19 protein-coding genes, 1 tRNA gene and 1 other RNA gene are annotated in these 21,147 nt (G+C 58.0%); 2 read left to right on the forward strand and 19 right to left on the reverse strand.

All coding sequences use genetic code 11. The annotated features are described in order from the left end of the window. Positions 1 to 56: 56 nt before the first annotated feature. Positions 57 to 2,207 carry an ATP-dependent DNA helicase RecQ gene (locus tag HJW02_RS00080; RefSeq protein ID WP_102721771.1) on the reverse strand — a complete coding sequence of 717 codons (2,151 nt, stop codon included), beginning with the start codon at positions 2,205 to 2,207 and terminating at the stop codon, positions 57 to 59. Between the two features lie 214 nt (positions 2,208 to 2,421). On the opposite strand from HJW02_RS00080, the gene HJW02_RS00085 reads away from it, so the two are divergent. After that, positions 2,422 to 2,498, forward strand: a tRNA-Arg gene (locus tag HJW02_RS00085). Between the two features lie 81 nt (positions 2,499 to 2,579). Continuing rightward, positions 2,580 to 2,939: a transfer-messenger RNA gene (ssrA, locus tag HJW02_RS00090) on the forward strand. Between the two features lie 583 nt (positions 2,940 to 3,522). Here the strand turns inward: ssrA and HJW02_RS00095 are convergent. The 18 genes from HJW02_RS00095 to HJW02_RS00180 form a co-directional block, all read right to left on the reverse strand. Further along, positions 3,523 to 3,678 carry a hypothetical protein gene (locus tag HJW02_RS00095; RefSeq protein WP_156340818.1) on the reverse strand — a complete coding sequence of 52 codons (156 nt, stop codon included), beginning with the start codon at positions 3,676 to 3,678 and terminating at the stop codon, positions 3,523 to 3,525. 196 nt (positions 3,679 to 3,874) lie between these two features. Then, positions 3,875 to 4,114, reverse strand: coding sequence for a hypothetical protein (locus tag HJW02_RS00100; protein ID WP_146018116.1), 240 nt, complete (start codon positions 4,112 to 4,114; stop codon positions 3,875 to 3,877). Between the two features lie 62 nt (positions 4,115 to 4,176). After that, a complete protein-coding gene (locus HJW02_RS00105) occupies positions 4,177 to 4,575 on the reverse strand; it encodes a hypothetical protein (protein WP_102721773.1) in 399 nt (132 codons plus the stop codon). Position 4,576: 1 nt separating this feature from the next. Beyond that, positions 4,577 to 5,812, reverse strand: a complete 1,236-nt coding sequence (locus HJW02_RS00110) for a hypothetical protein (RefSeq protein WP_102721774.1) — start codon at positions 5,810 to 5,812, stop codon at positions 4,577 to 4,579. Positions 5,813 to 6,333: 521 nt separating this feature from the next. Then, entirely contained in the window at positions 6,334 to 7,464 is a 1,131-nt protein-coding gene (locus HJW02_RS00115; RefSeq protein ID WP_205575944.1) for an acyltransferase, read from the reverse strand. A 25-nt stretch (positions 7,465 to 7,489) separates the two neighbouring features. Next, complete coding sequence (locus HJW02_RS00120; protein WP_102721776.1) at positions 7,490 to 8,581, reverse strand: adenylyltransferase/cytidyltransferase family protein; 1,092 nt, start codon at positions 8,579 to 8,581, stop codon at positions 7,490 to 7,492. Positions 8,582 to 8,631: 50 nt separating this feature from the next. Then, a complete protein-coding gene (locus HJW02_RS00125; RefSeq protein ID WP_205597323.1) occupies positions 8,632 to 9,783 on the reverse strand; it encodes a WecB/TagA/CpsF family glycosyltransferase in 1,152 nt (383 codons plus the stop codon). 2 nt (positions 9,784 to 9,785) lie between these two features. Next, positions 9,786 to 11,024, reverse strand: coding sequence for a glycosyltransferase family 4 protein (locus HJW02_RS00130; protein WP_102721777.1), 1,239 nt, complete (start codon positions 11,022 to 11,024; stop codon positions 9,786 to 9,788). Between the two features lie 7 nt (positions 11,025 to 11,031). Beyond that, complete coding sequence (locus HJW02_RS13980; RefSeq protein ID WP_102721778.1) at positions 11,032 to 11,604, reverse strand: hypothetical protein; 573 nt, start codon at positions 11,602 to 11,604, stop codon at positions 11,032 to 11,034. Continuing rightward, positions 11,601 to 12,707, reverse strand: coding sequence for a glycosyltransferase family 4 protein (locus HJW02_RS00140; protein WP_102721779.1), 1,107 nt, complete (start codon positions 12,705 to 12,707; stop codon positions 11,601 to 11,603). Before HJW02_RS00140 ends, HJW02_RS13980 begins: the two co-directional genes overlap by 4 nt. 3 nt (positions 12,708 to 12,710) lie before the next feature. Next, on the reverse strand, positions 12,711 to 13,571 hold the full coding sequence (locus tag HJW02_RS00145) for a hypothetical protein (protein ID WP_102721780.1): 861 nt from the start codon (positions 13,569 to 13,571) through the stop codon (positions 12,711 to 12,713). Beyond that, positions 13,553 to 14,401, reverse strand: coding sequence for a glycosyltransferase family 2 protein (locus HJW02_RS00150; RefSeq protein WP_180970927.1), 849 nt, complete (start codon positions 14,399 to 14,401; stop codon positions 13,553 to 13,555). The genes HJW02_RS00145 and HJW02_RS00150 overlap by 19 nt, the downstream gene beginning before the upstream one ends. Next, positions 14,398 to 15,642 (reverse strand): hypothetical protein, encoded by a 1,245-nt coding sequence (locus HJW02_RS00155; protein WP_180970928.1) that lies wholly within the window; start codon positions 15,640 to 15,642, stop codon positions 14,398 to 14,400. Before HJW02_RS00155 ends, HJW02_RS00150 begins: the two co-directional genes overlap by 4 nt. A gap of 76 nt (positions 15,643 to 15,718) precedes the next feature. Beyond that, entirely contained in the window at positions 15,719 to 16,393 is a 675-nt protein-coding gene (locus HJW02_RS00160) for an acyltransferase (protein WP_102721782.1), read from the reverse strand. Continuing rightward, positions 16,381 to 17,712, reverse strand: a complete 1,332-nt coding sequence (locus HJW02_RS00165; RefSeq protein ID WP_102721783.1) for a glycosyltransferase — start codon at positions 17,710 to 17,712, stop codon at positions 16,381 to 16,383. The genes HJW02_RS00160 and HJW02_RS00165 overlap by 13 nt, the downstream gene beginning before the upstream one ends. Before the next feature lie 5 nt (positions 17,713 to 17,717). After that, entirely contained in the window at positions 17,718 to 18,704 is a 987-nt protein-coding gene (locus HJW02_RS00170) for a hypothetical protein (protein WP_102721784.1), read from the reverse strand. A 13-nt stretch (positions 18,705 to 18,717) separates the two neighbouring features. Continuing rightward, positions 18,718 to 19,578, reverse strand: coding sequence for a hypothetical protein (locus HJW02_RS00175; RefSeq protein WP_102721785.1), 861 nt, complete (start codon positions 19,576 to 19,578; stop codon positions 18,718 to 18,720). Between the two features lie 4 nt (positions 19,579 to 19,582). Further along, the gene (locus HJW02_RS00180) at positions 19,583 to 21,079 is read right to left on the reverse strand and encodes an MATE family efflux transporter (RefSeq protein ID WP_180970929.1); all 1,497 of its coding nucleotides are present in this window, start codon (positions 21,077 to 21,079) and stop codon (positions 19,583 to 19,585) included. Positions 21,080 to 21,147: the final 68 nt, after the last annotated feature.

Consider the following 21,147-nt stretch of genomic DNA (forward strand, 5'->3'; position numbering starts at 1 on the left):
GCCATCAGTTCCCCCACGGCGGCGCGGACATGGTGCAAGCGGTCCGGAAAACCTTTTTAAACCTCGCAATGCTCTGCGATCACTTCCAGAAAATCATCCAGATACTTCGCGGCCTTCTGCTCCCCGATGCCGTGGACGTTCATGGCGCCCCGGCGGGTGGTGGGTTTCAGCCTGGCCAACCCTTCCAGGGTGGAATTGTGGAATACGGCATAAGCCGGAATTCCGGCTTCACGGGCCAGCTCATTCCTGAGCTCCTTCAATTTCAAAAACAAATCTTCGTCAAACTCGCCCAGGGCGGCCAAATCCCCCGTGGCCCGCACCCTGGCCTGTCCCGTGGGAGCGGAAGCCTTTTCCCGGCGGGCAAAGGGCCAGAGCATGGACGCCTCCCTGCGCCCCATCATCACTTCATTCCCTTTCGGACTCAGGGTAATCAGGGGGCGGTCCGCCTCTCCGCTCATTCTGGTCAACCCCGCCATCTGCATGGCGCGGAACAACTGGCGGATATCGTCCTCGCTCCACCGGGAAAGGATGCCATACGTACTCAGACGGGCCAGGGAGGTTTTTAAAATCTCCTGGTTTTTCGCCCCCTTGAGCATCTGGATGATTTTCGTCCTGCCCCACCTTCCCTGCCAGGAACCGTCCGCCATGCGCACGGACGCGCGCGCAATCCCGCTCAGCGCCTGCCGGACCACCCTTGTTTCCTCCTCGCCCAGGGATTGTCCCTCCTCCACTCCCAGCGTCAGGCACTGGTCACAGCGGCCACACGGGGCTCCATCCTCCTCCCCGAAGTAATTCAAAATCCACTGCTGGCGGCAGCCGGTGGAATAAGCAAACTCCGTCACCGCCTTCAGTTTTTCCCGGTCTCTCACCTCCTTTTCCCGCAGGGCCTGTTCGTCCAGAGGAATCTTCAAGCCGCTTACGGCGGGGTCCGTCACTCTGGTAAGCTTCACGCGCTGCCCCGGAACGTCATGGCGGCTGATCGCGCCATTGCGCATGAGAACGGACAAGGCGGCCCCCACCTGCATGGCATTCCGGCATTTGAGGCGTTCCCCCATCTCCTCCATGGACCACGCCACATCATGGGTTTCCGCACTGCAATGCTTCCTTAACAACTCGTACAGCTCCACAATCAGCGGAACGCCCGGATTCACCCCCTCAATAAAAAACTCCTGGGTCCGCAAATCCGCGTGGTTGAACAAAAGCTCGCAATAGGCTTCATCCCCGTCGCGGCCGGCACGGCCAGCTTCCTGGTAATAGGCCTCCACACTGCCGGGAACCTCAAAATGGGCCACAAACCTGACGTCGGCACGGTCAATGCCCATGCCAAACGCATTCGTGGCAATGACGATGTCCGCATGGCGGTTCATGAAGGCGTTCTGAGCCTCTTCCCGCTGCTCATCCGTCATGCCCGCGTGGTAAGCCGTCACGTTCAGGCCAAGTTCGGAAAGAGCCTCATAGACCTGCTCCACCTTTTTGCGGGTGGAGCAATAGATAATACCCGTCTTATGGCGCTTCACCAGCTCGTACAGCCTCTTGTACTTGTCCTTGTGCGTATCGCAAGCCGTAATGCGGAAATGCAGGTTTTCCCGCGCAAATCCCCGTACAATCGTCACCGGGTCGTCCAGCCTCAAATGTTCCAGAATATCCTCCCGCACGCGGGGAGTGGCCGTGGCGGTCAGAGCCGCTACCTGCGGGCGCCCCATCGCTTCAATAGCCCTGCCCAGCTTCAAATAATCCGGACGGAAATCATGCCCCCACTGGCTCAGGCAGTGAGCCTCATCCACGGCAACCATATTCACGTCCACCTCCTCCAGGGCGCGCATGAACCCCTCATGGCCGAAACGCTCCGGAGCCACATACACCAGCTTGAACGCCCCGTCCTTCATGCCGGCCAGGCGTTCCCTTTGTTCAGGAAAGCTCAGGGAGCTGTTGATCATGGTGGCGGGAATCCCTCTGGCGGCAAGGGCGTCCACCTGGTCTTTCATCAGGGCGATCAACGGGCTGACCACCAGGCAGACCCCGTCCCGGCACAAGGCGGGAAGCTGGTAGCACAGGGATTTCCCTCCCCCGGTGGGCATCACCACCAGCACGTTGCGGCCTTCCATGATGGAAGCCACCACGCGGTCCTGCCCCTCCCTCAAACTGGAAAAGCCGAAGTACTCCTTCAATGCCTCCATCGGCGACCTGATCACCTTGAACTCGCTCATTTTCTCCGTCCAGTGTGCCACAGCCCATTCCGTGACGCAACGCCTTTCCCCTCTTTCTGCGCTCCGGAATCAACGGCCCGTCTTTGAAGGACTCCTCTCCCGGGAAGAGAAAAAATGAGATTTTTTTCTCAAATCATCTTACAAACATCTTGACTTTCCCGAAGAAAACCCTATATTCCTCTCACCGCTTACGCGGTACACGACGCAAGTTAAAGCGCCCGTAGCTCAATTGGATAGAGCGTCTGACTACGGATCAGAAGGTTTGGGGTTCGAATCCCTACGGGCGTGCCACTTGCATCACCACCGGTAAATAAAATAATTCCTGCCTGAACGCCATGGCGGGATTTTTTGTCTCTACCGGTAAATACATATGGGGGCGCCATGGTTTCGACTGGAAGTCTGAGGTGCTGGCTGCATGTGAAGGTTAATCGGCTGGCCTTCTAAAAAGCCGATTAAAAAAATAAATGCAGAGTCTAACGACCTTGCTCTGGCTGCCTAATTAGTTCAGCCGCGTCAGAACCTCAACGCCTGCTAGAGGGGACGACGAATATTCAGCAGGCTGGTGCAATGCGGGGTTGCCGCGCAACGCACGAGACTTCCACAGGCAACTAGCGAGCCTGCCTAGTTGGCGCATGACGAAGCGGCCGCGAAAGCAGCAATATGCGTCTGAACATGGAGATGCCGGCATCAACGGCCTTCAGGACACGGGTTCGACTCCCGTCGCCTCCACCATCTCAAAACAACCGCAAGCGTTTGAAAAAGAATGCTTGCGGTTTTTGTTTTTATAAAACTGCAAGACATTGAAATTCGTTTTGGAAACAATGTCTTGTAGTCGGAGGTGTGTCTTGCAGGCATGAAGAAGCCCTCCCCTGTGGTGGACGGGAGAGGGCTTCGGGGGGACTGTTCCCTGATTCGGAATAGGGGCATTTGCATGGTTGCTGGAAGGTCAGGAGAGGCCGACGAGTCGGTTGTATTTGCGGTTGGCTCTCCGGGATTGGAAAAGAAGCCGCATTCCACCAGCATGGCGGGCGGCACCGTTTCACGGAGGGTGTGCGGAGGCTGGATTTGGAGAACCAGCAGGAGCGGTCAGGGAGACCCCGCAGGAGCTTGCAGAGCGGCTCAGCGATAGGGATGAAGCCAAGGCTTTTACTCTCAGCGAATCCGTATAGGCGCCGTCATCATGGTAGCTACGGCAGTAGCAGATGCGAGCCCCTTGGGCCGTAGGGGGAGTCCGAGGAGTCAGAGCGAACGGAGAGTATATGCCGTAGTTCCCCGCGTTGATGGCCTTCACGGTGGCGGACAAGGTCGTCGCCGCTCAAACGGGGGAGTCGGTGACGGTGACGGCGCGCCCGTGGACCCGCAGCATGGGGGCCAGATGACCGGCAATGGTCTTGGCCACAGCGTATTCTTCACGCCCGTTTCCACGGGCGCCCGTGTTGTTGGCGTATCCGATGTCTAAAGCGATATTCATTTTCCGATATGCCGTTCAAGTTGCAAGAGCCCCATGTTGATTTGTGTGAGGGCCTTCGTCCGCGCATCCATGCAGGCGCGCATGCCGTGGTACGGGAAGTCACGGGCAATAAAGCCCACGAACATGACCCATTCGGGCTTATACCCCCTTAAAAGGTTCAGGCAGCGTGGGCTTTAGTGCACATGGTCTTACTTTTTCAGGATATTGAACGACGGGCAACGTGAACCTGGGAGCGGGAGATATGCCCCTGCTTAATGACCAGGCAGGAGCCGCCTTTGCAAACCTCCGTGCGGTCCTGGGTAAAGTCCACATTATGTCCGCAACCGCCCAGCAGGGCGGAGGCTGCATAGGCCGCTCCTGCCAGGGTCACCCACAGAAGGCGTTCCCACCATTTCAGGCCGGTTTTAGCCTTGCTTTTTCCGTAGGCATTTTTCATGCCCTGCTTCCCCGCCGTCAAGGACGGCCCTTTTTTGCTCGCCATTTAACTTGCGCATGATTTTACTCTACGAAGTATTTGAAGAACGCCACGGCAGCAGGGTCCTGGATGGCGAATTCCGGGTAGTCACAAGAGGTAAATGTCCGGCGTCCTCCCTGGTCATTAATAACCTCCACGGTCAGGCAGACGCTCCCACCAGATGCAGGCTCATCAGGATGCCGGACAAGATTGACGTATTCATCCAGACGCGCCCACACCTGGACGGCTTTCCATGGTTCCGCCAGCCCTACCAGCGCGGTCACGACGGCCTCCATTGCCGGAGCTTGGTCAGCGGGCAGGTCCTCCTGCTTGTAGCGGTCAGTACGGGTATAGCCGTCCGCGTCCCGGTAAATGGCCGTCAGGGTGAAGTCCCCCCATTGTCCAGGCTGGGGGAATTGTATCTGTATTTCTGCGTTATTCATATTATGCTAAGGGGGTGTTGATATCTACAAAGTCTTCAGTTACTTCAGAAACAATGGTGTTCGCAGCTATTGCACCGAGAGCCATTGCAACCGGGTTGATGTTATTTGGCTGATAAAGCGTGCGCTCTGTAGAGCCAATCTCTACAACCGCAGTCCCACTATCGACTTTCGCTAAATCCACATAGCAAGAACTGAATCCAAACGAAGTTTCAAAGGACCGAAGCCCACGAACGGCAGCGATTTTGCACAGGGAGGCTTGCTGACTGCCGCCCAGCATCAGATAGAGAGAGCCAACGCCATCATAATCTTTGGAATAAGAAGCCGGTTGGCTTTGCTGATAGATGATTTTATTAAGCGTAGCTGGGATCAGCTCATTATGGCTTGCTGGAACAAAGCTGGTAGTGGTTTTAACTTTCCATTTTTGTGTCGTTATTTCCGCATAAATTTCCCGCACTATAATAGTGTAACCATTGCGAACGGTATCCCTGACTGCATCGAACGTAATATCCAGAATTTCTCCATTTGCATAAGCGAGGTCATTGCCGGGAATGAGAGCATAGGAGTCCAGAGTTAAATCGCTTCTGTAGGTTTTGGCTCCAGCCCCCAGCCCAATAGTGAATTTAAGAGCAGTGTAGCTATGCAGGGATATAGAAAACCCCGCAAAGTTGCTGTAGTTCCACCCGCCGTAGAGCCCCAGAAAGGGAAACTTGATGGAGCTGGTTTTATTTGCAGGCGCCGTAACGCGCGCATAATGGTAAGGAACATATATGGCCGTGACTGCTGAGCCAGTAGTCACAATTTTTGAAGTGTCAGGAAAATAAGGCATCGTGTAGACATTCGTAGCCCCGGCCAGCCCTGCTGCATATAAGCGGTTCACGGCTGCCGTGCCTGTTTGCGCTCCCACGGTAAGCGGAATATTGATGCCCCCGTTGGCGTTGATCGTCCCCTCCGCAGTCAAGCCGCCGTCCAGCGTCATGTTGCCCGCTTCGTCTGTCAGCTTGTCCTGCTTGCCATTCCACGTTTCGCGTTCTTGAACCGTTATGTGGGCTGCGGCATCTTCCTTGTGCGCATTGAAGGAAGACGCGTCGGCTTTTGTAGAAAGAGCGGCGGCATCCGCCTTGGCGTTCCATGCGGTGCGCTCTTCCTCTGTAACATGCACAGTTTCATTCTCCACATGCTCACTCCATTCATTCAGAGGAGTCAGGAGAATCCCATTGATAGAAGTAATTTTATTCATGCTTGTTATTCTTTGTTATTGCTTGTCGTGAAGCGGTTGAACAACGCCGCTGCCATCCCGTCCACCATCGTGAACTCCGAAAATTCTGGCTGGTGAAAAACCCGCGCCCTTCCTGGGCGGTGGCTGCTTCCACGGTCAGAGCAACCGCATCCCTGGATTCCAGGAATGATTTCCCTTCCTCTACAGGTGAGCTGATGGCCTGGTCCAGCCACACCCAGCTTTGGAGCACTTTCCGTTCATCGGATAAGACGGCAACGCGTGCTACCCACTTCGTTGAAAGTTTCTACCCATTCCTGAAAAATATCATCCTGCGTGAAACGTCGGGACTGGATGAAACCGTTATTGCCCAGAAATATGGCCGTCAAGAAAGGCTTGTCCGTGGAAGAATAGATATTGAACGCGGTGGAGGAGAAATTGGAAAAAGAGCATCAATAGAGGCTCATCTGAAAAGAGGATGTCTGCGCCCCAGCATGCAGGTTCCCATTTTCCCGATCAGAAGGCACAGGAAAAACAGAAGACCGCTAAAGACGGGGTTCATTCATGGAGGCGGAGCGGAGGGAACCGACGGCAAACCTCTCTTTTTCCTTTCCGTCAATCGGCGGCTTTTTCCGCTTTTGGGCAAAGATCAGGTATTCCCAGCCGGGGTAATGCCGGACCACCCATTGATGAAGAAAGAATGCTCCCGCAAATATCAGAACCGTCGCAACCATGGCGGAAGGTACTCCCTCCGGCAGAATTCTTGACAGGAGCGGCATCAACCAGGGAAGGATCAGGCAATGGACGGCATAAATGAAGAAGAAGAGGGGAGCGCATGCCCGCGCCACGTTACGAAAGAACTTCTTTTCCGCCAGCAGAACGCACAGGGAGCCCAGTCCCAGAATCCCCGGAATCCAGCAGGGGATGGTGTGCAGGGTTTCCGTGGAGATGACGCCGCCATGGTTCATCCACGCTATTGCCGCCCACGCGGGAAGGGAAAAGTAACTTATTTTCTTCAGGAACAGCTTGATTTCGCCCAGCGTCAGGGAGGAAAGGCAGAACCCCAGCATGAAAAAAGCCAGGGAGTCCGCCCACGGAACCCGGGGAGGGTCGGAAAACAGCGCGTTGATCTCCGGAAACAGCACTACGGAGAAGAGAACGGCTATCGTCGCGGGAATCAGCAGCTTCCTTTTTCCCAGGGCAAATAAAAGCGGAGAGAGCAGGCTCAGCGCCATCACGTATTTCAGGAACCACAGGGGGCCGTCGTAGGGGAAGGTGGTTCCCACTCCCGTCAGCTTCCAGGGCAGGCTGCTCCAGTCCCACGTGCTTGAATGGCCCAGGCTTAAATAAATCCAATGCCTGAAGAACGCTTCCAGAAAAGCCGCGCCGTTCCATGCCAGATAAAATAAAACGTACCTGCACGGGGAATGACGCCAGTCGAACATTTTCCTGCGTCCCACAAAGTAGGCCGCCGCCATGAACAGAAAAGGCACCCGCTGGAAGAAGAGAGGGAATTCCACCCCGCTTCCCCCAGCATGAAAAAGGACGATGAAGAACAGGCCAACCACCCTGCCCAGGTCAAGCCAGCATTCCCTCGGCGGCGTCCCGGGAACGGCCCCCGGACAGGCAGACTGCGCCTTTTCCGGCTCCGTGTCCGGAGAGTATTCTTCAACCATGGACATTTTCATTCCGGCAAAAGAATCAGAAGGGGCTTTTGCAATACGGCTCCACAGCCCTCATGCCGTCATGAAGACGCACCGCCTCATCCCTGTCCTCCCGGGAAGCAAACAGGTACAGGGCATATCCGCCGAACCCGCCTCCCAGGTATTTCTTCGCCAGTTCCTTCCCCAGCGTTGGAAGGGGGGCCATCCCCTCCTGGAGCTGCACGCTATGGTACAGCGCCACTCCGGCAGCCAGTTCATGAATGCTGCGCTCCATCACTCCGGCGCGGGCAATCAGGGAAGACTGGGCGATGCGGGCATAGTCCCTGCACCCGTCAGCCATTCCCGGCGTATCATGGTCATGCCCGGTGTGGAAGACCGCCATTTTCCCGGCCAGAAAGTCACCGGTGCTCTTGATGTCCAGCACGGGAACGGCGCCGGAACGCCAGACGCACAGCCCCGTTTCCGCAATCACGGCCGGATCCTGCCAGCCAACCCCCAGGGCAAGTTCCGACTGGACGGGGTCCCGGCCCTGCAGCATGGCCCAGGCTCCGCTGCCTCCCAGTCCGGACCGGAGTTCATAGGGCCAGTGGTCCAGGGATACAAACGGACTGATGGCGCAGTTGACAATGTACGCCCCCTGCCGCGCATGCCTGGGAACGTCCAGCCAGCCCCCCGCAAAATCCACGCGCAGGGGAACGCTAAGCGGGGCCTTGATTCTGTTCACCAGCTGGGTGGTGGAAATCTGTTCGGAACAGGGAGGCGTTTTGGGAAGCACCACATACCGCGCTCCAATCCTTGCGCACAGTTCCCTTTTAAGGTCGCCGTAACAGTCATCTTCCGTAACAGCCAGGATATCGGGCCGTTCTTTCAGGAAAACGTGTTCAAAATCCATTCCCGGCTCCAGATGTTCTCCGCAGACCACCTTGTCCACCATGCACAGGCTTTCCAGAATCACTTTTTTATGGCCGTCCGGGATGGATGGTTTTCTGCGCTTGCTTTTCCAGAGCACCTGCTCGGAGGCGAAGGAGACGATGAGGAAATCCCCCAGCGAACGCGCTTCACGGAAAAACTGGATATGCCCGGCATGAATGATATCGTAAAAACCGGAGACGAATATTTTGGTAGCCATCGTTGAAATGTATTAAGGTGTGGATGTTGCTGTATGGAGAGGGGTAAGCATTAAACCGGAGCGGCGGGAACCGGTGCATGGGAGGAACCGGCCTCCCATTCCAGAGCTATTGTTTCCAATTCCCGGTTCCCTTCCACATAGTCCTCAAAGAGAACCGGATATTGCGGCAGAAGCAGCGGGAGGTCCTCCGGAACGTTAATTTGATGCCGTCTTCCCAGTTTTTTCCTTACCAGGGACTGGAGTTCGCAAAAAGCCATCGGCACCAGGCTGGCGTTGAAGGGCAGGTTCCAGAACCTCGCATCGTCGCTGACAATGATGAATTTCCTGCCTTCTTTCCTGCCCCAGTCAGCCAGCAGGTCATCCATGTTGCCGGGAAGCCGGCCGAAACATGAGACTAGCGTGCAGGGAAGAGGGGACGCTTTTCTTTCCCTTCCGGAGGCGGCAGCCGGCCTGGCCGCCTTTTGCCGTTGTTTTTCACGGATAAAAATCCAGGGCAGGACAGAGATTATTTTCCAGCAGCGTTTCATTTGCTTGCGGGGTTCACTGAAAATGCGGTAGAGAAATTCCAGCCTGCAATCCACCATCCAGGCAGGGGCCCTTCTGATATGCCGCCCGGAGGCGAAGTTAAAGACGGCGCCCACGGCCACCATAACCCCCCGTTGAAGATGGGGGCACAGCCTGTTCATGAATATTTCCTGCTTGGGAGCGCCCAGGGAAACCCAGACGATGTCCGGCAGGTATTCATTGATTCTCCCGGCAATAGCCGCGTAGTCAAATTCATCCACAGGGCAGAACGGCAATTCCTCAAAAGGCATGTGCTTCACGCGGGGATCTTCCCGTTCCAGGGTCCGGCGCAGGGCATCCAGCGTCTCGCGGTTTCCTCCCAGGAACATCATTCTGTATTTTTTCATGCCGATGGCGTCGCTAAAAATCTGGGCGCCGCAGTATTGGGGCCTGTCCGCATGCAGCAGCCATTTCAGGTAGACGGGCACCCAGCCGCTGTCGCAAATGGTCAGGAGCGCTCCATTCAGCACATTCCTGTATTCCCGGTTGCGCTGTACCTCGGAAAGTACATGGCCGTCCGCCACGCAGATGTATCCGGCGCCCCCGGAACGGAGCACTTCGTCCATGCGCCGGAAAACGCGTTCACGGTCAAATTCGTATCTGATGTTGAAATAGGTCTCCATACGGTTTTCACTCATGGTCAATGTTGACGGGCCTTCAAAACTTCGCGGTAAATGCCGGCCATCCTTTCCGCCTTGCGGTTCCAGTCCAGTTCCCTCTGCCTGGTGTAAAACGCTTCATCCATATCCCGCAGGACCTCCCTGTGATGGAAAAAGAAACGGATGCGTTCCGCAAAGTCCCGGGCGGACCGTCCGGGACGGGTCAGGGGTATCTTGCATCCCACGGTTTCATCCACGATGGTTCCCATGCCGCAGGTATCAAAGCAGAGCACGGGCAGGCGGTTCATCAGGGCTTCCACAAGCACGGTTGAGGTTGCTTCCATGATGCTGGTAAAGAAAAAGAGGTCGCTTTCCCGCATGAGTGATTGAACCTTTTCATTGGAGACTGTGCCGTGCCACACGCATTGCCCCGCCACGCCCAGCCGTTCCGCAAGGTTCCGGTAGCCCCGCCCCCTCTCCCCTCCCCCGCAGATATGCAGCTTCAGCTCCGGCAAATCCCGGAGATGGGTGAGGGTTTGTAATGCCAGGGCCAACTGCTTGCTGGGTATCATGCGGCCTGCCCACAGCAGCCTGAATTGTCCGCCGTCCGTTGCCCTCCGCACTTTCTCCTTCGGCGCGGCGCAGCCGGTTTCGCTCATCAGCAGCGCTTCCCGGCGATGGTACCGTTCCATTTTCTCCCGCACTCCCTGAACGGAAGCCAGCACGGCGTCAGCGCGCTTCATGGCTTTCCGCACCCTGGGCTGGAACCTGGCCTGCACGGTATTGATCACGTTTTTCAATGCCGTCTTCCCCACCTGCCCCCAGCCGCTTTCCCGCAAGTAGGCCACCGGCGTATTTTCCATTCCCCCCACCGGTCCCCATATGTAGGGAATTCCCCCGATTTTCCACAGCATCCCCGGCTCCCGGAAGCCTATCATGTTCAACTGGTGAATGACGTCTATGCGGTTTTCCGCCATGATGCGCCGCGCCAGCGCAAGCGCCCGTTCCTGCCATTTTTTGTAATGGCGGTAAAAACGCCAGTCCCCCTGGTCCCAGCACATCCGGCGAATTTTTTCCGGTACGGGAAGATAATGGAACACGATGTTGCCGGCCTGGGGAAGGCGGGCGAGCTCCCGTTCTATGTTTTCCCTCCATTCCCCCTCCGTAATCACATGCACCTTGCAGTGCATGGCCAGGTGGATGACCCAGTTCCACCCCATGCCGGGTTCGCTGCCCCAGTCCGGGTTGACGGCATAAGCGTTAATCAGGATTTGCATCATGGCTTGTCTATTTGATGGAATTAAGGTAGTTCCGGTGCCTTTCCTCCTCTTCCGGGGCGGCAAAGCGGCGGCGGATGACCCGGGCAGGATTGCCGCCCACCACGGTCATGGGCGGCACGTCTCCGGTCACGACGGCGCCTGCCGCTACAATGGCCCCGTCCCCTACGCAAACGCCTCCCAGGATGACGGCGCCGTGCCCAATCCACACGTCGCTGCCGATGACCGTCATGCCGTCCTCCCAATTCCGGGGAGAATCCCAGATGGCGCAACCGGGCCTGTTAAAGGAATGGTCCCTTTTTCCGATGAATGAAACGCGGGCGGCGCACAACACGCTGTTTCCAAAGCGTATATCGCAGGAGACATGGCAGTGCGGCCCCAATTGCACCCTGTTCCCGAAAATGATCCGTTTGTGAGGGGAATTCAGATGCACATGCCTTCCTATCCTGGTCATTCCCTCCACGGTGACCCAGCGTTGAAGCAGGCGGAACCGTATGAAACTGCGCACTCCGTTAGCCAGGGAACGCAGAAACAGGATGGGCCGGGACCTGCCCGGGGCGGCATTGGCGGAAGCATTCATCATACAATATGTTCCATGAGATGGTTGACGTATTCCCGGAATCCCGCAGGCATCAGGCATTCTTTCAGGCGCGGAGGGGACGGACTGCCGCCGCGGTCCAGGCAGGTTTTCCGGAGAAGAGAGGCCAGCCCCTTTTCATCTTCCGGATCGAACAATTCCCCGTTCCAGCCCCGGCGGATCAGGCAGGCGGAGCCGCAGCGCCCGGAAACCAGGCAGAAGCACCCGGCGGCCAGCGCATCATTGACAACCGCCCCAAACGGTTCCACCAGGCTGGGCAGGACAAAAACGTCGGCCAGATTGTACCAGGCCGCCAGGCGCTCGCCTTCCAGCCAGCCGGTAAAAATGGCGCTGACCTCCAGCCGGACGGCCAGATCCTGCAATTCCGGTCCCAGGCTTCCCGACCCCGCAATCACCAGAACGGCGTCCTCCGGAAGGGCCGCGGCCGCCCTGACCAGGCATTCCAGATTCTTCTCCGGGGCCAGGCGCCCCACATACAGGACCACCCGTTTTCCGTGCAGGCCGTATTCCCGCTGCATAGAATGGCTCATGGAAAGCGCTTCCCGGCATTGTTCCCGGAATGCCCGTTCATCCCTGACAATCGGAAAAAAGACGCCCTTTCCATAATGTTCCCGGTACCAGCGGCATGCCTCCCTGTCCGGGAGAATCACATCGTCCATCACCGGCATCGCCGCCTTCCGCGCCAGCGCATGCATGCGGGACAATTCATTTCCGCGGATCATGTCCATGCTGTCATCGCAAATGCTGACGATTTTGAATTTCCAGCGGCAAACCGCGCGCAGCAGGCATACCTCCAGAGCCAGAATGGAAAACTCCGGAACGATCACCAGATCGGGCCGTCCGTGCCGCAGAACGCGCGCAAGGCCGGAGGGGATGCGCCGCCCGGCCACGCGGACATGGTTCAGGTATTGGGGGCGGAACGCGCAGCGGGCTTCCATTTCCGGCCTGTTGTAGTGGTGGTCCGGAGAATTTTCATATTCAAAAAATACCTCCATCTCTCCAAGACGGGCCAGCGCATTGAAAAAATCAATGCGGTAAGGCGCCAGGTATTGATGAAAGACCATCAGTTTCCGTTTGTTGCCGTTCATGATTCAGTGCCTTTTCCTGTAATATTGCCACGCTTGCCTGAAGAAGCCGGAAACCGTCTTCCGGACGCCCGCATACCGCAGGGAAAACCGCAAGGGCCGTTGAATTGAGCCGCACAGCTCCAGCAGCTCCTCATCGGTACTCCGAAAAAGGCGGCTTAAACAGCATTTGAGGAAGGGGATTCCGTGGCGGCGGGAATGAAAGGGGATGACGTGCACTCCCCGGCAGCCGCCCAGAAGCTCCCTTTGCCTGCGGTCAATGGAAGAAAACAGGGAGTGGAAATAATAAACGGGGGTCTCCGCATGCAGAAAGGGGGCCAGGCGGTAAAAAGGCGCCCGTTCCGGGTCGTTCCCGTACCGTACCAGCAGGGGATTGATTCTGGCGGCGTCTTCCATTTCCGTTTCCGGCGCAAGGTCAAAATAGCCGTTGAAGGAGAAAACGCGCTCCGCATGCAGCAGGGAGCCGAAGAGAACGGCGGCATAGCCTCCCGAGGAACTGCCCACCATCGTTACCCGGCAGCCTTTCGTCTCGTTTTCAAGCCACTTCAGCACCTTTTCCGGAGAATTCAGGCGGCTGTTGATGCCGCCCAGGTACCATTGCTTGAAAACGTCGCGGATGAAAATGTGCCTTCCGCAGCCCGGAACCCTGGTTCCGAACCATTCAAACGTATTCCGCAGGGTGACCCGTTCATGGAACCGGGCGCGGTTGTTGGGAAAGTACAGGTCGTTGCTGCTGAAATAAACGGCGCACCGCGAATCATCCCCCTCCGGAGTGCGCTCCATGAGGTAATTGTCACGGGTCCTGTACGTCTCCAGCACCTCTTCGTCATCCGTCTGGAACACCCAGTCTATTTCGTTGCTGTCCATAAGAAGGGGAGAAAAACTCGTACATGCATGCAGATCATGGCCTTGCACGCGGCCAGCAGGCCGTCGTGCCTGCGGACGTAGTGGAAGTAATACCTGGGCTGGGCATTCCCCAGCGGGGAATACAAATTGCGGAGCCTGCCTGCCAGGGGCACCTTCCGGTCCGTCCAGGCTACGGCCTTGTCATGCCGTTCGCAGGTTCCCAGGCAGGCGGGGGCCACCCGCAGCTTTATTCCGCGTTCGCGCGCCGTACGGGAATAGTCGTAATCCCCCAGCGCGTGCAGGTAGAACCCGTCCAGAATGCCTATGCGCTCCACCACCCGCCGCGGCACCCACAGAATGTTCCCGTGGCATAATTCGCACTCCCTCAGGGTTCCATCCGGAATAACGGGCTTCCCGCCCGCCGTGCCTCCATAAGTCCACTCATCCGTGCCGGGATGGCAGGTGGAGCCGCAGATGACGGCGGCGTGTTCCATCCGGAGGGAGGCTTCCAATAGATGGCTTACGGCAAACGGATGAAGCACGGTATCATCATTCAGCCACAGGTAGAAATCCGCATCCTTCTTCAGGGCGTCCTCCCATGCCGTCCTCATTCCCCGGTTCCAGAACAGGGTTCCGTCCCCCGTGATGACGGAAACGGAGGGGTAAGCCTGCCGCACGGCGTCTCCGGTGCCGTCGGAGGAACCGTCATCCACCAAATGCACGGAGACGTCCAGCTCCGCTTCCGGCAGTGCGGAGAACAGGGCGGCAAGGGAGCGGAGCGTTTTTTCCCTGCGGTTGTGGCACGTCATCAGGACCGCAAGTTTTTTTCCGGAGGCAGCGTCAGTTTTCATGGAATGCGTATGGAGGGGAAAGGGTTGGAGGAACGGCGGCGGAAGATGCTTTCCACCCATTCGTGAAGCTCGCCGTCCGTCATGGCCCGGAAGCGGCTGGAATAGCACATGGCGATCATCATCCACAGGGAGATGTTCATGATATCCAGATTGAAGTTGGTATCCTCCAGCCATCCCCAGAGCCAGCGGAAGGCCACGAACACTCCCAGCAATTTCATCCAGCGGTTGTTGGAGCGGTAAATGGCCAGATAGGAGGCCTGCCAGTAAAATCCCGTGTAAAGGAAGAGCCCAACCACCCCCGTCCAGGCGAAAATATTGAGGAGGACGGGTTCGCACCAGGCGCGGCGCTTCTGGTCATGGTAGGACTGGCGCTCATCACTGGACATCTGGAAACTGGTTTCATACCCCTGCGCCGGGGTGCGCCCCAGCAAAATGCAGCCGTCCTTCAGGGAGGAAGAAGCCACCTCTTCAAAGACGATGCTGCGGGAATCCGCCAGCAGGTCGTCCTCCACGGAACTTCCCGGCGCTCCGGCGTAGGAGCCGACATCCAGGACATTGAAGACGCCGCCCAGCCCGAGGGCGAGAAAGAGGGAGGGAATTAAAAACAGGGCGTGCCGCATCATCCTGTAAAAGCAGTCCTTGAGCAAATCCCTGCCGCAATAGACGGCCAGCAGGGACAGAGCCACCAGCGCCTTTAAAATCTGGCTCCTGGCTCCCATGCTGACGCACACCATCAGGCATGCCATGACCAGCACCACCAGCTTCCATTTCCGGGGCAGCAGGGGCAGCCACGGAACCAGCATCAGCAGGGGATTCAGCAGGGAGGCGTAAAAGTCCGGATTGAGGGTGAACATGAACAGGAAAAAAACGGGGATGAACACCTTGAACCAGACGGACAGGACCTGCCGCGTCACCTCCGGCAGGCTGAACACGTAAACCAGCACGGGAATGAAAAGCGTGGGGGCATTCGTCACCAGGGCCCGCGCGGACCAGTAGCCGTCCACGGCGAAGACGCCCCGCAGGCAGCAAATGAATACCCACAGGAAATAAATGGAAAAGAGGGGATAAACGGGGGCGTCCTCCCTCCGGAAATACTTCCGCATGATGACGAAGGACACCGACAGCAGGAGGGCTGAGGAAAGGGAAATGGCCTGTTCCGTACAAACCGGGTGAAGGACGGCGGCGGACGAGTACATGGCCAGCATGATCATGGCCTTCACCAGGATGATGAAGGGGAGCACGACCCGGATGCTTGAAGGAAGGCGGGATTTCCCATCAAGGGGCGGCCTTCCATTCGCCTGACATGAAAGGGCCGTATTACGCATGCGCGCTCCTTTCCATCACCTGGGGAGCTTTCCCCTCCTCCGCCCGGCGGATGCGGCGCGCCGGATTTCCCGCCCACACCTCATTGGAAGGGATGGAACGCGTTACCACGGAACGTGCTCCCACGACGGCGTTGTCCCCGATGGAAACGCCTTTCAAAATGAAGGTTCCGGCACCCAGGAAGACGTTGTTCCCAATCCTGACGGGAGCGGACCGGCGCAGAAGCCTGTCCTCCGCTCCCCGCCTGGCTTCCGGGTCCAACGCGTGGAAATCCGTATCCATGATGTGGACTCCGAATCCGGCCTTTACATCGTCTCCGATCGTCACCGACTGCGTGCAGATAATCACGGTATTGCTGATGCCCACCCGGTTGCCGATGCGCAGCACGCCGTCCCTGTCCACGGAAATCAGGCAGCGCTGGGAGGAACGGGAGACGCCGTGGGGGCCGTTCCGCATGGTAAATTCCCTTCCTATGCGGCACGGCACGGAACGGCGGCGGCTTCCCCTGGATATCCTGACGTCCGGAATGCCGAACGAACAGAGGCCGGGGCCGTAAACCGCGTTGCCGGCATACAGGAGCCACCTGGCATACCAATTGTGAAGGGGATGCAGGCAGACGGCCCAGCAGCGGAGCACGGCTTTCCTGGCAAGATAAATCAATTGCTGCATGCGGCCCCCTCCCTTCCCTTTCCTTCATGTTCCTCCGTCCCGTTCCCGGCCTCTCCGGCGATGCTCCCGTAAATGCGCTTCAGTTGTTCCGCATTCGCGGAACGGTCATGGCGCTCCAGAGAGGCCTGCCTTCCGCGGAAGGAAAGACGCCTGCACAAATCCATGTCCCCGAACAGGCGGCACACCAGCATGGCCAGCATTTCCGTCTCTTCAAACCGGTACAGGAAACCCGTTTCCCCGTCGGACACGGAATCCATCATCCCCCCGGCATAGGACGCGATGCAGGGAGTGCCCACCATCTGGGCTTCCCCCAGTGAATTGGACTCATTTTCAATCATGGAGGGGCAAACGAAGACATGCGCCTTCCGGAATTGGCTGCCCATCTGTTCCGCGTCCAGGCGTCCCAGCCAGCGAAAACGGTCCCGGACTCCCAGCCGTTCCATCAGGTTTCCCAAATAACGGGCGTAGCCGTTCCTGCGCCACGCAGGGACTGACAGGAAGTCCGGTCCGGCCACCTTCACCCTGGCGTCAGGATAATGCCGCAGGACCAGGGGAAGAGCCTCCACCACTTTGTGCAGCCCTTTCAGGGGGTAGTGGGACTGGCTGAGAAAAACCGTATGCTTTTCGCATGTTCCGGCATCCCATTCATGACTGTAAAAGGGTTCCCTGAGCGTGGGCTGGAGAACATGGTACCGTGCCGCGGGGTTCATGGCCCATGCGTGGGAACGGTCCCAGGCGGTACGCCCGATCACATGGCGCACCCTGCCGAACAGCTCCCGTTCGTATTTTCCCCGCGCCTTGATTTTCCGCTGCTGGGCAAAAAGCGTGTCGCGGCGCAGCAGATCGCGGAAGGTAACGGATTTCACGAGTTCCCGGATAGGAATGCCGCCCAGATAGAACCCGGCGCAGACGGAAGACAGCCCCTGGATGGAAACGGCCGTGCGTTCCGCCCCGCAAGCCTGCACCCAGGCCAGGGAGTGCGGATATTCGGAACCGTGGATATGGACCACGTCCGGGCCGAACATGTCCCTGATTTCCCGGAAACAGGGTTCCAGTTCCTTCCTGTACCCCCCCATGTCCGCAGGGGCGGGAACCAGGTAATAGGTCATGGCCTCCCCGTCCATGCGGCGCATGGTGCGCCCCGGATAAAACATGACGGCGGCCAGCTTTAAATCCGGGGCGGCTTTCATCAGCTCCTGCGCTCCCGCGTACATCCAGCCTCCCAGAACCGGTTCCGGAAGCCCAAGCATCCGGCACGGTTCGGGAAACAGGATATTGGACAGCCAGAGCACGTTCATCCTTTTTTCCGGAGGGTTCATGTTCTTCACCAGTAGCACCCCCCCTCCACACGGCTGGCGTGGCCTACCGTCTCCTCTCTCCCCGGCCTCGCCCACGCGTCATTGAAAAGCCGGGAATAATCATATTTGAGAGCGCCGGGATCCGCCCCGTAGGCCGGGTCCTCCCAGCGCCTGCCCCGCAGGCCGAACAGCAGTTGAAGAGCCCCGCCGAGATGCACGGCCTGCCTGCCCCTCCTCTTGGCATGGGCCGCCAGATGAAAGCCGTAAGCCCCGCATCCGATGAGGCAGACATCGTAATCCCGGCGGTCCATCTCCCCCTCCATCCATGCCAGGGCTTCAAACCAGTCGGCAAAACGGTCCGGCCCCGCGCCCAGGCTCTGGACGGCGGCCAGCGTCTCCAGGGAAAAGGAAGGAAGGACCTCCGGGTTTTCAAAAATCCTTTCCCTGTTCCGTTCATATTGGAGCGTGATGCTTTCCGCGAAAGGATGGACCACCAGCACCTTCCTTCCCTCCAGGGCCCTGCTCCATGGCCGGGAAGACCAGTAAGGCTCCAGATTCAGCAGGCGCACGCGGGGAACGTCCCGGATCATGGGCATCACCTCCCGTTCATATGGAAGCCAGCTTCCCAGGATATCCAGTTCCTTCATGTCGCAGAGCATCAGCTCGCAGAAACGGGCCAGATACTCCGGCGCGGCCGGGAAAAAGCCGGACCACTCCCTCATCTGCCTCATGATGCTTTTATTCCACCACCACTGGTCCCTCCGGCCTGTGATGTAGTTCAGCGGATTCCTGCCCGCCTTCCCAATTTCCAGATAATTATGCAGGCAGGACATTTCCGTGCAGCCAAACCGCCCCACCATGGCGGGACGGCCGGAGCGGAGAAGGTCCTCAATCATCGCGGAAGCCGCGTCCGCGTCCAGTTCACAGGAAGGGGGGTTCAGTTCCTCCCTGCCGGAACAGCGGTCAAACATGCGGCGCAGCAAATGCAAACCCTGGTGCGTCAGTGAAATCATGGCATGGACAAGTTTAATTACCTCCGCAGGCATTCTCCTCCCGAAGGAAGCGGCGCTTCATGGACCGGAGCTCCAGCCGGCTGCGCCACGTCTTCCAGTTCCTGGCGGCATTCCTGATTCTCGCGGAGCAAGGGGGCTTTTCCTCCGGATCAAAAAAACCCCTCCTGGAAAAATCCATGGAGATGCCGTGCCGTTCAAACAGCTCCGCCACCGGCCCGTACCATTTGCCGTGGATGATGCCCGTGAAAATGTAGGGAATGATCTGGTACCCCTCCCGGGAAAACAGGGAGGGGTCCACCGTCAAAAACTCCATGCGGGAATACTTCGCCCTCCGGCTGCCGAAGCATTCGAACTTCCAGGCGGATTCTTCCTTCCTCAACAGGGAAAGCAGCGCCTCCCTGCGCCACAGGGAGCCCTGGCAGCACGCGTACCAGGGATAATCCGGGTCACTGGTAAAAAGGCCTTCATACCGCGAAGGCTCGCGGGCCGGAATTCCCTCCGGCGTCAACTGAATGCAGGGAATTTCCGGATGGGCGCGCATCTGCGCCGCGTATCTTTCCACCGCCCCGCCGTCCACCGGCGCCGTCAGGAAGTAATCCTCCTGCATGTACAGCACCGTATCCGTTTCCATGGCCTCCAGGGCCCATTTCAGGCATTCGCTCCATGTAGCCCTCCTGCGCCCCGGAATGGTGCGGCCTGCGCAGCTCCTCAGGGAAACGACGTTTTTTTCCGGACCGGAATAGGTCTTGTACTCCGTATTCAGGTAGACGCGGGCGGGGCAATCGGGCCAATAAAGGGACCAGAGCCTGAAAAAAGGCTCCCAGCAGTCTTCAAAGGAATCACAGGTATTGACGAGAATGGAATAGGATTTCATGGAATTATTTGGAAAACTGAATTTTCCTCCAGGCGCTTTTCAGGAAAAAAACAAGGGTGCCGCGCTCCCTGCCGTCCAGAGAAAAAAACCAGAGGAAAAGGAGGAAGACGGCCAGGAGCGAGCAGGTGCGGAACAATACCGGAACGGGAGAAAGCGACGCATCAATCCGGCACAGGAGGATGCCCGCGGCAAACGTAGCCGCACTGGGAACAAGGCACGGCGCCAGCACCCGGAAAGAAAAATCCCGCAGGCTGAGGCCAAGACGCCGCACGCAGATGGAAAGGGCCAGCAGCCCCCCCGGCAGGGTTACGAAAAGAATGGCGGCCACATACATCATGCAGGGAGGCCATCCCATGCGGTAGAATCCCCAGGTAGCGCCCAGAAAAAGAATTCCGGACCCCGTTTTCACCAGCGTGTACAGGCGGATGTTCCCCTCCGCGTAAATGGCGGACCCCAGGCTGAGGAAAAGCTGTTCCAGCAAGGTTCTGGCAAGCTGGAGCCTGCAGAACAGGACCGCCCAGGCGGGGACGGAATGAAGCCAGAGGCCCAGGAGCCCCGGAGCCTCCAGAATCAGCGGAATGGCGAAAACCGCCATGAGCAGGTAGGCGAATTTGCAGCCGGACAGGGAGGCCCGCAGCATGAGGCCGCGGTTGCCCGCCCCCTCGCTTTTTGAAATGACCGGATTCAGGGCCTTCAGCATGGTTCCGGAAAAAGCCATGGTTTGCCCGTTGATCTGCTGGGCGACGGCCTGCGCCGCATTGAGGGCGACGCCGAAAAAGTGGTTCAGGACGATGCCGACGCCGTATTCCGACAGCATGCTGCTGGCGGAAACCGTGAAATTCCAGCCCGCAAAGCTTCCCATTTCCCGGAAAACGCCGCGTTTCCAGTAACGCCGCGGCGCAATCACGCACTCCGCATAGTTCCTGCGGCAATAAACAAGCATGGCCGTCATGGCAAGGATGGAAATCCCGGCCATCAACACCCCGTACAGAATCAGCTTGTCCGCCGGCACATGAACGACAAGCAGGGCCGCTCCCAGTTTCAGGAAAGATTCCAGAACGCCTATGATGGCGAAGTACAGCATATTTTCATGGGCGTTCAGCATGGCTTCACAGGGAACGCCCAGAATGCCGAACACGGTGCTGGCGATCATGGCCCAGTAAACGCACCTGGCGGCAACAACCCGGTCCTCCGGAATATTGAGAACATGCCCGAACAGGATGGGGGCCGCAGCGTACAGCAGGATTCCGACCATCACGGCAATGGCAAGATGGAGCACCACGCTGATATTAAACACGATTTTCTGTTTCTCCGGGTCCCCTTCCCCCTCCGCGTAGCTCATGAAGCGCTGGGTAGCCGCCGCCATGCTGGCGTTGAGAAAAGCCAGCATGGCAATCACGCCCGCCACCATGTTGAAAATGCCGAAGTCGTCCACTCCCAGGGCATTCAGGACCAGGCGCGTCGCGTACAGGGAAACGAACATGGTGACGCCCATTTTCATATACAGGAATCCTGTGTTCCTTATCACTCTGGAGACGGTGTTCATGAAACGGTGGAAGAAGAAAATCC

The sequence above is a fragment of the Akkermansia sp. GGCC_0220 genome (assembly GCF_017566105.1).
GTDB lineage: Bacteria > Verrucomicrobiota > Verrucomicrobiia > Verrucomicrobiales > Akkermansiaceae > Akkermansia > Akkermansia massiliensis.

What these genes read in the sequence shown, in the direction of transcription:
- HJW02_RS00080 (WP_102721771.1), bottom strand. Translation starts at nt 2,207, where the DNA reads ATGAGCGAGTTCAAGGTGATCAGGTCGCCGATGGAGGCATTGAAGGAG.
- HJW02_RS00095 (WP_156340818.1), bottom strand. Translation starts at nt 3,678, where the DNA reads ATGAATATCGCTTTAGACATCGGATACGCCAACAACACGGGCGCCCGT.
- HJW02_RS00100 (WP_146018116.1), bottom strand. Translation starts at nt 4,114, where the DNA reads ATGAAAAATGCCTACGGAAAAAGCAAGGCTAAAACCGGCCTGAAATGG.
- HJW02_RS00105 (WP_102721773.1), bottom strand. Translation starts at nt 4,575, where the DNA reads ATGAATAACGCAGAAATACAGATACAATTCCCCCAGCCTGGACAATGG.
- HJW02_RS00110 (WP_102721774.1), bottom strand. Translation starts at nt 5,812, where the DNA reads ATGAATAAAATTACTTCTATCAATGGGATTCTCCTGACTCCTCTGAAT.
- HJW02_RS00115 (WP_205575944.1), bottom strand. Translation starts at nt 7,464, where the DNA reads ATGGTTGAAGAATACTCTCCGGACACGGAGCCGGAAAAGGCGCAGTCT.
- HJW02_RS00120 (WP_102721776.1), bottom strand. Translation starts at nt 8,581, where the DNA reads ATGGCTACCAAAATATTCGTCTCCGGTTTTTACGATATCATTCATGCC.
- HJW02_RS00125 (WP_205597323.1), bottom strand. Translation starts at nt 9,783, where the DNA reads ATGAGTGAAAACCGTATGGAGACCTATTTCAACATCAGATACGAATTT.
- HJW02_RS00130 (WP_102721777.1), bottom strand. Translation starts at nt 11,024, where the DNA reads ATGATGCAAATCCTGATTAACGCTTATGCCGTCAACCCGGACTGGGGC.
- HJW02_RS13980 (WP_102721778.1), bottom strand. Translation starts at nt 11,604, where the DNA reads ATGATGAATGCTTCCGCCAATGCCGCCCCGGGCAGGTCCCGGCCCATC.
- HJW02_RS00140 (WP_102721779.1), bottom strand. Translation starts at nt 12,707, where the DNA reads ATGAACGGCAACAAACGGAAACTGATGGTCTTTCATCAATACCTGGCG.
- HJW02_RS00145 (WP_102721780.1), bottom strand. Translation starts at nt 13,571, where the DNA reads ATGGACAGCAACGAAATAGACTGGGTGTTCCAGACGGATGACGAAGAG.
- HJW02_RS00150 (WP_180970927.1), bottom strand. Translation starts at nt 14,401, where the DNA reads ATGAAAACTGACGCTGCCTCCGGAAAAAAACTTGCGGTCCTGATGACG.
- HJW02_RS00160 (WP_102721782.1), bottom strand. Translation starts at nt 16,393, where the DNA reads ATGCAGCAATTGATTTATCTTGCCAGGAAAGCCGTGCTCCGCTGCTGG.
- HJW02_RS00165 (WP_102721783.1), bottom strand. Translation starts at nt 17,712, where the DNA reads ATGAACCCTCCGGAAAAAAGGATGAACGTGCTCTGGCTGTCCAATATC.
- HJW02_RS00170 (WP_102721784.1), bottom strand. Translation starts at nt 18,704, where the DNA reads ATGATTTCACTGACGCACCAGGGTTTGCATTTGCTGCGCCGCATGTTT.
- HJW02_RS00175 (WP_102721785.1), bottom strand. Translation starts at nt 19,578, where the DNA reads ATGAAATCCTATTCCATTCTCGTCAATACCTGTGATTCCTTTGAAGAC.
- HJW02_RS00180 (WP_180970929.1), bottom strand. Translation starts at nt 21,079, where the DNA reads ATGAAAATGGGCGTCACCATGTTCGTTTCCCTGTACGCGACGCGCCTG.